This is a genomic window from Pseudomonas sp. 09C 129, from assembly GCF_002843625.1.
Lineage (GTDB): Bacteria > Pseudomonadota > Gammaproteobacteria > Pseudomonadales > Pseudomonadaceae > Aquipseudomonas > Aquipseudomonas chlororaphis.
The window spans coordinates 1,865,347-1,877,613 of sequence record NZ_CP025261.1 but is presented as its reverse complement, the minus strand read 5'-3'; the positions used below and the strand labels follow the sequence as shown (position 1 = coordinate 1,877,613).

12 protein-coding genes are annotated in these 12,267 nt (G+C 62.5%); all 12 read right to left on the bottom strand.

The genetic code is table 11. The features are described 5' to 3' along the window. Complete coding sequence (locus tag CXQ81_RS08605; RefSeq protein WP_101336993.1) at positions 1 to 1,065, bottom strand: phage tail protein; 1,065 nt, start codon at positions 1,063 to 1,065, stop codon at positions 1 to 3. A 396-nt stretch (positions 1,066 to 1,461) separates the two neighbouring features. Next, entirely contained in the window at positions 1,462 to 1,932 is a 471-nt protein-coding gene (locus tag CXQ81_RS08600) for a tail fiber assembly protein (protein WP_256593464.1), read from the bottom strand. Between the two features lie 336 nt (positions 1,933 to 2,268). Then, positions 2,269 to 3,483 carry a phage tail protein gene (locus CXQ81_RS08595; protein ID WP_256593463.1) on the bottom strand — a complete coding sequence of 405 codons (1,215 nt, stop codon included), beginning with the start codon at positions 3,481 to 3,483 and terminating at the stop codon, positions 2,269 to 2,271. A 302-nt stretch (positions 3,484 to 3,785) separates the two neighbouring features. Further along, complete coding sequence (locus CXQ81_RS08590; protein ID WP_101336992.1) at positions 3,786 to 4,427, bottom strand: hypothetical protein; 642 nt, start codon at positions 4,425 to 4,427, stop codon at positions 3,786 to 3,788. A 4-nt stretch (positions 4,428 to 4,431) separates the two neighbouring features. Beyond that, positions 4,432 to 5,289, bottom strand: a complete 858-nt coding sequence (locus tag CXQ81_RS08585; RefSeq protein ID WP_101336991.1) for a hypothetical protein — start codon at positions 5,287 to 5,289, stop codon at positions 4,432 to 4,434. A gap of 11 nt (positions 5,290 to 5,300) precedes the next feature. Beyond that, the gene (locus CXQ81_RS08580; protein WP_101336990.1) at positions 5,301 to 5,900 is read right to left on the bottom strand and encodes a YmfQ family protein; all 600 of its coding nucleotides are present in this window, start codon (positions 5,898 to 5,900) and stop codon (positions 5,301 to 5,303) included. After that, positions 5,888 to 6,928: a baseplate J/gp47 family protein gene (locus CXQ81_RS08575; protein ID WP_101336989.1), complete on the bottom strand. Its 1,041-nt coding sequence runs from the start codon at positions 6,926 to 6,928 to the stop codon at positions 5,888 to 5,890. The genes CXQ81_RS08580 and CXQ81_RS08575 overlap by 13 nt, the downstream gene beginning before the upstream one ends. Further along, positions 6,918 to 7,316, bottom strand: a complete 399-nt coding sequence (locus CXQ81_RS08570; protein WP_007923962.1) for a phage GP46 family protein — start codon at positions 7,314 to 7,316, stop codon at positions 6,918 to 6,920. Before CXQ81_RS08570 ends, CXQ81_RS08575 begins: the two co-directional genes overlap by 11 nt. After that, positions 7,316 to 7,825 (bottom strand): phage baseplate assembly protein V, encoded by a 510-nt coding sequence (locus tag CXQ81_RS08565; protein ID WP_007923965.1) that lies wholly within the window; start codon positions 7,823 to 7,825, stop codon positions 7,316 to 7,318. The genes CXQ81_RS08570 and CXQ81_RS08565 overlap by 1 nt, the downstream gene beginning before the upstream one ends. 113 nt (positions 7,826 to 7,938) lie before the next feature. After that, the gene (locus tag CXQ81_RS08560) at positions 7,939 to 8,979 is read right to left on the bottom strand and encodes a phage baseplate assembly protein (protein ID WP_087091406.1); all 1,041 of its coding nucleotides are present in this window, start codon (positions 8,977 to 8,979) and stop codon (positions 7,939 to 7,941) included. Between the two features lie 3 nt (positions 8,980 to 8,982). Continuing rightward, on the bottom strand, positions 8,983 to 10,221 hold the full coding sequence (locus tag CXQ81_RS08555) for a DNA circularization protein (protein WP_101336988.1): 1,239 nt from the start codon (positions 10,219 to 10,221) through the stop codon (positions 8,983 to 8,985). Further along, on the bottom strand, positions 10,208 to 12,160 hold the full coding sequence (locus tag CXQ81_RS08550; RefSeq protein ID WP_101336987.1) for a phage tail protein: 1,953 nt from the start codon (positions 12,158 to 12,160) through the stop codon (positions 10,208 to 10,210). Before CXQ81_RS08550 ends, CXQ81_RS08555 begins: the two co-directional genes overlap by 14 nt. Positions 12,161 to 12,267 lie beyond the last annotated feature (107 nt).

The following is a 12,267-nucleotide window of genomic DNA, read 5'->3' as shown; positions in this document are numbered from 1 at the left end:
TCAGATCAGTTTCAACCGGCCAGGATAGGCAACGTTATGGGGACGCGCCTCTGCGCCTCCTTCGTTGGATAAACCGGTCCCCACAGGTGTGGTCCCAACCAACTGGTAGGGCAGCGTGTATCTCAGAGACCAGACCGACGTCTGGAAGACCGCTCCATTCGCAGCCCCTTCTCCCACTGCCACGGCCGTCGGCGTATGGATGTGCGCCCGATTCTGGTCTCGCTGGACAACGCCAGGATTACGACCCGGATCGATTCCGCGCCCTTCGTCCAGAACCCGCAGGAACTCACCCCGCCCTTCGGGGCCCCGAAACGTCAGTGTTCCATCACCGCTGCTCCAGCCACCTTCTGCACCGACTCGCGTCGCCTCGGTCCACATCATTCCCGACACCTTGGCGTGATCCCACAGCCATGGCCATTCGGCCCGGCTGAGAATCGCCCCGTTCAAGGCGCCATAACCACCGGGGCTGAAAGCGGTCGTCGTTTCAAAGACCGGACGCCCCAGAGGCGTGCCATCAAACCGACCTACCGGCCACCAACTTCCAGCACCATCACTGCGTAAATGCCACCAATCCCCTGCCCCCATAAGCACCAGGAAGGGATAACCAGCAGGACGCAAATGGGTGTGGAACTTGATGTTGTCAGTCCCCGAACATTGCACCACCAAGCGATTGCCACTGTTGTCCACGCGGCGCACAATAACGTCACGTACACCTAAACCTTCGTTGCTGGGAGGAAGCGTTATCGAAACTGTATCTGCCGCACCATTGATGAGTAGCAAACCCAGTTCGTCAGACTCCAGCAATCTGGAAACTGTAATATTTTTCACGACTGAAAGCATCGGGCTTGCTTTACCAACAATAACTTGCAAAGCCTTCAGCAACTGAGCGTTGTCGTTCTCATCCGGTGCTATTCCTGCGCTTTTTACTACCGCCAGTATCTCTTGAGTTACACCATTGCCCCATGCTGCAGGAATCAGTGATCCTGGAACACCAGAAATGGCATTTTCATCGATAAATCGGCCATCTACCAAGCCAACACTTGGAACACTATTCGGATAATCCATTACTTAAACCTTCTACCTCGAACACGACTGATCTTACCCAGACATCTTCCCTCCACCAGAACTGGCACACATGAAACATGCTTCAACCCAGCAATACCATCGGATAAAAACAAATCAACCCGTACATCTGGGTAGAAAGGCCAGAAATCATTTTTAATGAAAATACTAATATCCCGGCAATCACTCGGGTGGCGCTGGACGACTTTCTGGATTTGGAAAAACTGGGAATGGGGCCAGTCACGTAAAGACTGAATACAATTCAGAAACTCATAAAACTGAGCCTCGGAAAGCGTTGTATTTCGATTAATCAACTGCTCATCGAAATGGCGTTCGCAAAGCGGGTTCAGTAATCAGCATGGATGGAAATCCTCGAATGCAAACGTCTGCAAGCTGACCTCACTCACCGGGAGCCTCGGGCCACTCCACAGCCGTTGGAAACCCTTCTTGCTCCTGTACTCGCGACAGCAGTACCCGGTGCTTTTTCCAGGCACTCAGGGAGACCTTCTTGGTGGCCAAGGCCGCGATTTCCTTATCCGTGGCAATTTCAAGTTCCACGGAGTCCTGCAGGATATTCAGGTCAGCCTGCAACTTCTCTATTACGGAGTTGGCAACTGCGGTCAGCTCGGCGCGTTGCAACAGAACATTGCTCTTTATCATTTCCACCCCCGGCTCGGCGATATCACCAAATTCCAAAGCGACTGCACGTTCAAACAACTCCCGGCCATGAGGTTCCGGATCTTCAGGAGAGGCGGTGAATATGATTTCGCCAAGTGTGTCCTTGGTGTCTTCGAATATCACATGCAAGTTGAGCGTTGTATGAGCCTGGTCATTCCAGCAAGGTGTGCGAGCACTTAGTACTTTCATCATTTCAAGAAACCCTCAAGCATAGAGTTGTAGAGTCGGAGCTTGCGCCGTCCGTATTTCTGACGCCCCCCATAATTCGCCAGGTGCCAGCAGGCGCACCGCCCCAGTCATTGCCATCCGAAGCGGCGTACCTGCAATTCACACCCGCCACGAGAGAGCTAGGCCCGGTGCCGCCACCGCCGCCAAGAAGCAGGAGCGCATAGGAGCCAACCGCGCCCGTACCGGCCGTGGCCTGCGCAGCTACCGCCTTCCAGTTACCAATATGGTCGGTCCAGATAGCCCCAAGATCGGTAGCATCGACTTGCGCCTTGAGACCCGAGCCGTCGGACCAGCCCAGCATTACCACATTAGAAGTCTGACCATTCCCCCGCCCTGGCGTACAGGGGTGTAGCCGAGCTTAAGTTGAAGAGCATAAACACCATTATCGGAAGCCCTTCTGAAGTAGGGAGTGTTCGGGTCATTACTTGCAAAGCCGGCATAGGTAATCCCATCCCTCAGGACACGCTCCCCTAAAAAGGAATTAACCTGAGTCGCGGTATATGCGTCGGTAATGCCATAACCACCCAAAGTAGTCGCAGCCCTGGCTAGCCCCACATACTCGTTGTTGTTTTTATTGCGCATATACGGCGATGCCGAATTGCCGCTGGCAAAACCGGCAATAGAGCAGGCATCGGAACTGATCTTGGCATCCAGCAACCCATTGGTCGCCGTCTTGTTGTACACCTCGGAAACATCGGCCTTTTTCGCAGGGTCGAAGTTTCGCGAACACCACAGGCTGCCGAAGTTGGTGGCATCGACCTGGATAAGAACGTTCTGCCCATCCCAGCCGATATAGACCGAGTTGGTTAATTGGGTGCCGACCCCGCCCTGCTTGACGAAGGTATTGTTCGCCGCCGTTTTGCTGTAAGCATCAGTAATCGCATAACCATCCAGGGTCGTCGGGTTCGATCCCGAAGTCACCTGGCCGCGCGTATTGACCACTACTTTCCGGTATTCCCCGGCAGCCACTCCGGTAGCCCCGGCCATCAGTTCGAAAACCAAAGGCGTGGCCCCGACGGTAATCGGCCCCGTGGTGGTCATTTGCCAGATACGCGACTTGTTTACCTGCCCTTCATCCGTCCCGACAATAAAGTTGGACGTCACCTGATAATCCAGCGCCGCATCCGGCGCTCGCGCCCAGGAACCGGCCGAAACGATATAAAGCCCGTTCTGCGCCGCATTGGCCTGGTCCTTGACCAGTACACGATCGGCGACCGTGAGCTGCACGCCATCGATAGCTTGCAGACCGCTCAAGGCAACGGAGCCGGTGGTGGCAACACGTACGGAGTCCTTGAAATCCCGGGCAGCGAAACTCTGGATCGCCTGCAGCAATTGAGTGGTCGATGCCTCGTCGGGAACCAGGCCGGCCGATTTGATGACGTTCAGGATTTCCTGGGTAACCGCATTGCCCCAGGTAGCGGGAATCAATGATCCCGGGGTACCTGCCACCGGGTTTTCGTCGACAAACTTCCCATTCAGCAGCCCGACACCGGGCGTGCTCTTTGGATAATCCATTGCTCTATTCTCTAGTCATAATTGATGTTCGCCAGCCCATGGGCCGGAGCACTGGAGCCGAAACGTCGCCCCAGTGGCAGCGTCCGTCGGCGTTGAGGGGTCAAGGGAATTGCGCCTTCCAGGTACCGAATTGAGCGTCCCACGCGAGGCGCATGGAGCCCGATAACAGAAGTGCTCAGCTGCGGGCTATTTCCGTGCTCTGGCTACCTATGGCGAGCAGGCCATAGCACTGAAGCTCGGCGAACCGCTGGCCACCTGGGCGACCTTGAACGGCTGCTTGAAACGCAACACGGTGTTCCCGTTCAGTCGCCGGTAACCTTGCGAATCGCCTCGATCGCTGCCTCACAGAGGTCTTTCGCAGCCTCCTGCTTACCCTTGCTGGCCTGAGCCCGGATGCGCTCTTTTGCCTGCAAGCGCAGCGTGCGAAGTGCGAGCAGCTTGCTGCTGAGCTCGGCCGCCTTGTCGAGAATCTGGTCGGCCGCTTCCCTGGCGGTACGGCCTTTCACCACCCAGGCGCTTACCGCGAGAGGCACCGCCTTTTTCGGGTAGCCGGCCTCCTTGAACGCCTGGGCGTCGCTGGCGGCCTGGGCATACTCCATGGCACGCAGCGGGTCACCGCCGAGCATCTGCCGGGCAGTGTCAGCCTCTGCGTCCACTCGCCGGCAAAGTTGCTCCGCCTCCTGTTCGGCGATGATCGCGGCCTTCAGGGAGTCCAGCGACCACTGGCTACCGTCCCAGTAATGAGCAGCGGAGGGTGGAGGTCCATCGACCCGAGTCAGTTCGCCATCCAGTACGAAATGCAATGCCTCCCTCTGCTTCCATTGCTCGGCCGTCACCGGCAGGACGCTGTTGCCCTCGTCTGTCGCCGCGTAGGCCAGTACTTCAGTGTCCTGCCACTCGATGACCACCCCGGACGCAAGGCAGTAAAGAACTTGCTTACTCATATGCTCACCACTCAATGATCATCAGACCAGGAGCACCGCGCCCCCCCGAGACGGCCAAGGCACCAGACACATACCAGCCTCCCGCGCCGCTGCCGCCAGCGCCGAAGCCGTAGGCATCCCGTGCCGCGTACCCTCCCGATGTTCCATATCGACAGGCGCTGCCACCGCCACCGAATGGCCCGCTTGCGCCAGCCCCCGACAATCCCGCCGTCACCTGGGCCTGAGAATCGGTAGCATCGCCACCGGCGGGAAATCCCTCTCCCCCTCTTGGACCGGCCACACGGTCTACAGGAAGATTTGCCCCCGAGTTACCAGCGCCTCCGCCACTCAGCACCAGCAAAGCGCCTCCCACCCCCACAAGCGTGTTTCCTCCGCTTGTCGGGTTGCTGACTCCGCTGACGCCACCCACACCCGCCGCTCCAATCGTGATGGGGATCACTTGGCCAGGAGTGACGGTGACGGGTACCTTGATGGCCGGCTGGCCTGCACCGCCGCCGCTGCCACCGGATGCGGATCCGGTGGTTCCAGCTGGACATGAACCTCCCCCACCCCCACCCGCACACCCACTCAGCCAGATCTTCGTCACGCCCTCCGGCACGGTGAAGCTGCCATTGGCGGTGAAGCGCTGAATGCCGAGCCCTGCGCTCTTGCGGCTGATGCTGCGGATCGCGCTCAGCAGTTGTGTCAGGTTCGCCTCGCTGGGCGTCAGGTCGGCCGCCGTGATCACGGCCAGCAGTTCCTGGGTCACCCCATTGCCCCAGTCCGCCGGAATCAGCGAACCCGGGGTGCCGGTCAGCGGGTTCTCATCGACGAACCTGCCGTTGACCAACCCGGCACTGGGCACACTCTTCGGATAATCCATCGGTCTATCCCCTAGTCATAATTGATATGCACCCGCGTATGGGCCGGTGCGCTGCGGTGGATCTGGCATTCCAGGGCCGAGCCCGGGTTCATGCCGAAACGTTCGCCCCAGTAGCTGGCGTTGAAACGGCGGCCCAGGAGCAGTCGTCCACCGGTGTTGAGCGTCCACATGAATTGCGCCTGCCAGGTGCCGAAATGCGCTTCACCAAACCGTGCGCGGCCCATGCGCGGGGCTTCGTGCTCGGTGATGGTGGCGTTCGGATAGCCCTGGCTGCGGGCGATCTCGACGTAGTAGGCGAGCGCCTGGCTGCCGACAGCCAGCAGCCGCCGGCGCACGGCCAGGCGGCGGTCGTCGAACAGTGGGGTCGCACCCAGGCAGGGGTCGGGCAGGTTCATCACCCGCTCCCAATCCGGTACCAGCTCGCTGGCGCCCGCCGGGTCCATTTCATTGAGCAGGTCGGCAGCGCGGGCATCGAGACGGGCGAGTTCCTGGGACACGCCTTCGAGCACCTCCTCGAGCTCCGGCACCCGCTCCGGGTCCCAGGCCGGGCCGCTGGGCAGCAGGCTGCGCAGCTGGCTCTGGTATTGCGCGGCGGTTCTTACTCCAGCCATACGCAACCTCCGAACGTCAGCAACTGGTTACTGGCGGCGGGAACATCCGCGGCCGGCGCGCTGAGCCGGTGATCGTTCTCGCCGGCGGCACTGCTGATGGCCTCGCGGATATGGCTGATTAACAAGGTGTCGCCCAGGCCGGCCTCGCGGTTGTGCAGGTCGCGCAACTGGGCCTCGACCGCCGCGCGCACCGCGCTGGTGTCCGGCGACAAGCGCAGGCTGTAGGTCACGGGCGACTGCTGCGGCGCCAGCACATGCAACTCGGCCGTCACCGGACGCAAGGGTTCGATGTAGGCCTTTACCTCCGCCAGTTGCTCGGCATTCGGGATCGGTTGCGCATCGTCGTCGCGCATCACGAACAGGCCCACGGTGCCCGGCCCCAGGTAGCTGCCACGGCACCACGCCCGAGTAATCCCCGGGCACTCCAGCGCCCAGGTTTCATAGTCCTGGGCCGAGCCGCCGTGGGGGATGATGCGATAGGAGCGGATCACCCGGGCGCGCAGCGATTCCAGGCTTTCCGCGGCGACGCCGCCGCTCAGGCCGGGGGCGAGTACGGTGAAGGTGTTGCCGATGCCCTGGATCGGTTGCACCGGGATCAGGTTCAGGCCGGCCTCGGCGTTGCCCAGGGTGCCGGCGTCGAGGGCCTGGATGGTGGTGCTGTTGTTGCCGGCGCTGGTGGTGCGAGCGGCGGTGACTTTATAGGTGCGGCCGTCACTGGCCTGCAGCAGGGTATCGACGTCCAGCACCGCGCCTGCCGCCGCCGTGAAGCTCACCGAACCGCTGGCCGCCTGGGCGGCCTTGCGCGGCTGGTTCAAACGCAGCGCGGCGATGCGTTCCAGGGTTGACTCGTCGGCCTTGTCCGGCAGGATCTGATCGGCGATCCAGTCCAGGTAGCCGTAGAGGCCATAGGCGGCGCCACCGAGGGCGCGGGCCAGCACTTGCGCATCGGACTGGCGCAGCGCATCGCTGGCCAGGTCGCTTTGGGTGCGCTTGATCAGCACCGGCAGCGAAGGGGTATCAAAGGGCATAGGTCACCTGCCAACTGTTATCGGGGTTGATGTCCAGGCGTTCACCGTTGGCCAGGACCAGCGTCGTGCGCAGGTTCAGGCGCTGGTCGTCGAGACGTTCGCTGATGATCTCGACCGCGCTGCAATGGCCATCGTCGATCAGCCATTGCAGGGCTTCGCGGGCATAGAACTCGGCGTCGAGCTGGGTCTGGCGGGTCAGCTTGACCCGCCGCAGCAGCCACAGCCGCGAGCCAATGCGGTCGTCGGCCACGGTGGGAAAGCTGTCGCCCCACCAGCCGAAGCGCTCCTCGTCGTCCAGCGGGTCGTCGTCCGCCGCGCGACGCCAGGTGAACAGGCTGATCAGCACGGAACGGGTCAGTGCGCGGTGCAGGTCTTGGCTGATAAACATCATTGGCCTCCCGCCGGCGCGCCGGTCTGCCCGCTACCCGACTGCACGCCGCCATGCACGTGCTTGATCTGGCTGATGCCGCCAGCGACCTGGTCGCCCTGGGAGACGATCTTGCCGGTCTGGGTCAGGGTCGGGGTGTCGATATGCACCGCGCTGCTGGCGCGGATATTGAGGGTGGCGGTCTCGATGTCGATGATCCGCCCACGCTTGAAATGAATCTTGTCGCCTTCGTCGGTGTAGATCGCCACTTCGCCGGGGGCCAGGGCCTTGAGGCGAAAACGGCGGTCGGCGACCACCAGCACGATGGCATGGGAGCGATCGCCGCCGAGAAAGGTGGCGATGCCTTCGGCGCCGGCCAGCGGGTTGCTGGTGAAGCCGTAGGGTTCGAAGTGCTCCATGTCGTCGTTCACTTCGCCGGCGGTCAGGCGCATTTGCAGCGATTGCAGTTTGTTGGCCGAGTTGGCGAGCACGACAGTGCCGCGCGCCAACAGGCGTGTCAGTAGGCTCATGGTTTTTTCCTTGCCCCTTGTGCAGGAGCGAGCTTGCTCGCGATAGCGGCCTTACAGGCACACCGTGTCGCCCCCCATCGCGAGCAAGCTCGCTCCTACATTACCGGGGGGTTTTAGGCTTTCGGTGGCACCGGACTGGCGTCGAAGGTATGGGGCGGCGCCACCTGCAGGGTGGTGATCGAGCCCTGCTCGGAGAGCGAGTAGGTGACCTTGGAAATCAGCAGGTCCTGGTCGAAACCCAGCACCGGGTCGATCACCCGCACCAGGGTGTTGTGGCGCCACAGCTCGCCGTTGCTCTGGCGCCAGCCCTGCACCTTGTAGGTGCTGGTCAGGGCCTTGCCGGTGCGAATGGCGCTTTCCCAGTCGGCCCGTTGCTGGGCCAGCTCCTGGGTCAGCTGGGCTGGTTCGTTGATCACCGTGACCCGCTTGCGCTTGGCCGTGCCGTCGCTGGCCACGCCCGACACTTCGCTGACCGCGGCGCCGCTTTTCTGGTCGTTGCCCTTGTGCTGGCCGATCACCCGGTACTCGGAAAACACCTGGCTGAAGTCCATCGGCGCGCTGGCCGAGAGGATGTTCTTGCCCAACTCCAGCACATCCACCGCACGCCCGCCGCTGCCTGGCCGGGCCAACAGCACCCGGCCTTCGGCGTCGTCGGTGGAGAACACCCGGAACAAGGTCAGCAGGCGGTCGATGGACTGGAACACGGTTTCCCCGGGCACGATGCTGTGGCTGCTCAACCGCGTGGTTTCCGCGATCTCGCTGACCACCCCGACGCCGTAGGACGCGGCCAGGGCCTGGACGATTTTCAGCAGGCTCTGCTCGCGCCATTGGCCGGGCTGGTTGATCGCCGCGCAATCCACCAGGTCCTGGGTCAGGGAACTGCCCTCGATGCTCAAGCCGATCTGCCGACCGTCATAGCTGATCGGCGCCTTGAACACATGGCCGCTGAGCAACAGGTCGGCGCCGATGCGCACCTGGCACTTGGCGCCGGGACGGATGCGCTGGTCCAGGGTCTGCCCCGGCCATTGCCAGGTCACGTCGAGCTTGAAGGTGCGAAACTGCCGCTCCAGGTCGGCGCTGATTTCGACGCTTTTCCAGCCGCCGTAATCCTGGCCGTCCACCGTCAACAGCACCCGGTTATCGAAGTTGCCCATGGCTCACTCCCCCGCCACTTTGACGTTGGTCGGCGGCAGGAAGCCGGGATGGGCCACTCCGTTGCGCTGCTGCACTTCGGCCGCCCGGGTGGCATCGCCAAACAGCCGATAGGCAAGCACCACCGTCGGCAGGCTCTGCATCGGGTTCTTGACCACCAGCCGCACGCCGGACGAGGCCACCGCGGTGAGGTGGCCGTAGGCCAGCTGGCGCAGGCCGTTGAGCACCTCGTAGTGCACAGCGTCGGCTTTTTCCGCCGCCTGCCAGATCGCCTCGTTGATCGCGTTGCGCAGCGCCAGCACCTCGTCGGCCACCGGCACTTCCGCGCGGGTCACCGGCTGGATCGCCTGCTTGGCCAAAGGCGGCGTGCCGCTCAGCTTGACCGCCGGGGTCGCCACCGGCAGCGAGGCCACCGCCTGGACGATCCGCACCAGCACGGCGTCCTGCACCAGGTCGGCCATGGCTTGCGCCGCGGCTGTGGTGTCCTTGCCGGTGGTGAGTTTCGGCGTGTCGATCTTCTTCACCGCCTCGACCTGCTGCGAGACGTTGGCCAGCACGCCGCGGTAACCGTTGCGCGCATAGTCCTTGAGGTCCTTGATGTCCCCCAGCAAGCCCTTGAACTCAGCGCTCACTTCCTTGGGCAGGTCCTTGATCGCCCGCACCAGCAGGTTGAGATCGCGGTAGGTGTCGATCAGCGGCTTGAGCTCCTGCTCGATGGTCTGGTAGACCTCCTTGAGGCTGTTGCGCAGGTCGGCGATGCCGATGCGCGCGGCCTTGACCAGGGTCATGGCCTCCTCGAAGCGGCGCACCGCCGAGCCGATAAGGCTGTCGGCCGATACCAGCAACAGCTGGCGGGTGTTGACCGTGGCGCTGGGGAACTGCAACGGCTGGTCGGGGTAGAACTTCAGGGTGAAGGTCACCAGGCCGCCGTCCTGGCGGCTCTGGGTCATCTCGCATTCGCCGACCTTGACCTGCAGGCGCCCCAGCCACGGGTGCACCAGCTCACCGCTGCCCTGCTCCAGCGCCTGGAGCAGCTTGTCGCGCTGCTCCAGGCAATCGGCGCCGACGATGAACGCCGTCAGGTCGTGGGTCCGCGCCTGCCGCCCCAGGCTCTCGTAGAACGGCAGGTCACGCTGCGGGTACTCGTGCAATTGGCCCTTGTGGCCGACCGGGGTTTTCGCCTGGTCGACCCAGAACCCGACGCCACGAAACGACGCCGGCAACAAACGATCACGCCAGCTCATTGGAACCTCCTAGCGAAAGTGAGCGGTAGCCGACACGCGACGACAGCGCCACGCCGGGTTGGTTGATTTGCGGCGCGCTGGTACGCAGGCCCGCCGGGGCGTTTTCGAAGCTCACCGTCAGCCCGCCCTGCAATTGCGTGCGGTTGTTGGCCGCGCTCTGCTGCAACAGCGAGGTGGAGCTTTGCGGCAGGCCGGCGGAAAGCGCCGAAGAACCCGGCGCCGGCTGGCCGCCACCGAAGAACGCCGGCGCCAGCGCGCCTTTGCCTTCGGCATTGGTTTGCCGCTGCGCCTCGGTCAGGTTTTCCACCTTGCCGGTGACGCGGGCGACGAAACCGGCGAAACCACCGTCGAACAGTTCCCTGATCGGTGCGATCACCGCCTGCAGCCGTTGCCACAGGCCACTGAACCATTCGGTGATCGGCTCCCAGTTCTTGATGATCTGCCCCAGGGGCGACCACTCGAACAGGCCACGCATGAATTCGATGGCCGGCGCCGCCAGGGCTTTCAACACCTCCCAGAGGGCCGCGAACACATCGCTGATGGGCTGCCAGTTGGCAATGATCTGCCCCACGGGCGACCACTCGAACAGGCTGACAAAAAAGTCCTTGATGACCTGCGCCGCGCTTTTCAGAGTCGCCCAGATGGCGTCGAAGTAGGTGCCGATCGTGCCCCAGTTATTGATCACCATCCCCAGTGGCGAGGTATCGAACAACGTGACGAAGAAGTCCTTCACCTGTTGCGCCGGACCTTGCAGGCCGGCCCAGAGCGAAGCGAAGTAAGCGCTGATGGCGCCCCAGTTGTTGATCACCAGCCCCAGTGGCGAGCTGTCGAACAGCCCGATGAAGAAGGCCTTGACCCGCTGCGCCGGACCTTGCAGGCCGGCCCAGAGCGAGGCGAAGAAACCGCTGATCGCTCCCCAGTTGTTGATCACCATCCCCAGCGGCGTCCAGGCGAACAGGCCTTTGAGGAAGTCCATCGCCGGAACGGACAACGCCTTGAGCAACGCCCACAACGCGGAAAACAGGCCGCTCAGGGGCGTCCAGTTTTCAATCACCAGCCCCAGCGGCGTCCAGGAAAACACCTGCTTGAAGAAATCGACCACGGACGCGGCCATCGTCTTGAGCTGTTCCCAGAGGCCGGCAAAAAAGCCGGTGATCGATCCCCAATTGGCGATCACCATCCCCAGCGGGGTCCAGCCGAAGACCGTCTTCAACCCCGCCATCAACTGCGTGGCGGCGTCCTTGATGCTCGCCCAGAGGGTGACAAAAAACGCCGACAGCGGTTCCCAGTTGGCCACGATCAGGCCCGCCGCCACCGCGATCCCCAGGGCGATCAGGCCGATGGGCGAGGCCAGCAGGCCGCTGCTGAACAGGGTCACGGCGGACGAGGCCAGGGTCATGGCGCCGCGGATCGCGGTGAAGGCCAAGGCGCCGGCGGCGAGGCCCTGGACCAACTGCGGGTTGCTTTCAATGACCTTGGCCACAAAGCCCAGCAGCGGTTGCACGGCGGTCACTACCGAGTTGACCGCCGGCAGCAGCGCGCTGCCGAACTTTTGCGAGATGTCGTCGACGCTGTCGCTGAACGCCTTCAGGTTAGTGCCCGTCTCGCCCAGCACATCCTTGGGCGGTTCGATGCCCTGCGCCACCAGCTTGGCTCGCGCCGCCTGGTTCTCGAATTCGATGGCGGAATTGACTCCCGCCACGAAAGGCGCGGCCAGGCCACCGCCCTTGATCAGGCCGGAAAAATCCAGCCCGCCCAGGCCGCTGTCTTCGATGCTTTTCTTGAAGCGGCTGACTTTCGAACGCACCTCGCCCAACTCGGCGTCCAGTTTCTGCATGCCTTGCATGACCACCAGCATGTTCACCGTGGTCTGCACATTGGTCACGCTCAGGCGCTGTTTGATGCTCGTCTGATTCAAGCTTTGATTGATGTTCGCCATCACTGCACCTGCTGCATCGCATTGATCCGTTGCGCGTGCTCCAGGGACTCCCGGAGCACATCCAGTGGCCTGGCCATCATCTGTTCGGGGTCAACCTTCCAGAACCA

What these genes read in the sequence shown, in the direction of transcription:
- CXQ81_RS08580 (WP_101336990.1), bottom strand. Translation starts at nt 5,900, where the DNA reads ATGGCTGGAGTAAGAACCGCCGCGCAATACCAGAGCCAGCTGCGCAGC.
- CXQ81_RS08575 (WP_101336989.1), bottom strand. Translation starts at nt 6,928, where the DNA reads ATGCCCTTTGATACCCCTTCGCTGCCGGTGCTGATCAAGCGCACCCAA.
- CXQ81_RS08585 (WP_101336991.1), bottom strand. Translation starts at nt 5,289, where the DNA reads ATGGATTATCCGAAGAGTGTGCCCAGTGCCGGGTTGGTCAACGGCAGG.
- CXQ81_RS08605 (WP_101336993.1), bottom strand. Translation starts at nt 1,065, where the DNA reads ATGGATTATCCGAATAGTGTTCCAAGTGTTGGCTTGGTAGATGGCCGA.
- CXQ81_RS08555 (WP_101336988.1), bottom strand. Translation starts at nt 10,221, where the DNA reads ATGAGCTGGCGTGATCGTTTGTTGCCGGCGTCGTTTCGTGGCGTCGGG.
- CXQ81_RS08560 (WP_087091406.1), bottom strand. Translation starts at nt 8,979, where the DNA reads ATGGGCAACTTCGATAACCGGGTGCTGTTGACGGTGGACGGCCAGGAT.
- CXQ81_RS08590 (WP_101336992.1), bottom strand. Translation starts at nt 4,427, where the DNA reads ATGAGTAAGCAAGTTCTTTACTGCCTTGCGTCCGGGGTGGTCATCGAG.
- CXQ81_RS08600 (WP_256593464.1), bottom strand. Translation starts at nt 1,932, where the DNA reads ATGATGAAAGTACTAAGTGCTCGCACACCTTGCTGGAATGACCAGGCT.
- CXQ81_RS08570 (WP_007923962.1), bottom strand. Translation starts at nt 7,316, where the DNA reads ATGTTTATCAGCCAAGACCTGCACCGCGCACTGACCCGTTCCGTGCTG.
- CXQ81_RS08550 (WP_101336987.1), bottom strand. Translation starts at nt 12,160, where the DNA reads ATGGCGAACATCAATCAAAGCTTGAATCAGACGAGCATCAAACAGCGC.
- CXQ81_RS08565 (WP_007923965.1), bottom strand. Translation starts at nt 7,825, where the DNA reads ATGAGCCTACTGACACGCCTGTTGGCGCGCGGCACTGTCGTGCTCGCC.
- CXQ81_RS08595 (WP_256593463.1), bottom strand. Translation starts at nt 3,483, where the DNA reads ATGGATTATCCAAAGAGCACGCCCGGTGTCGGGCTGCTGAATGGGAAG.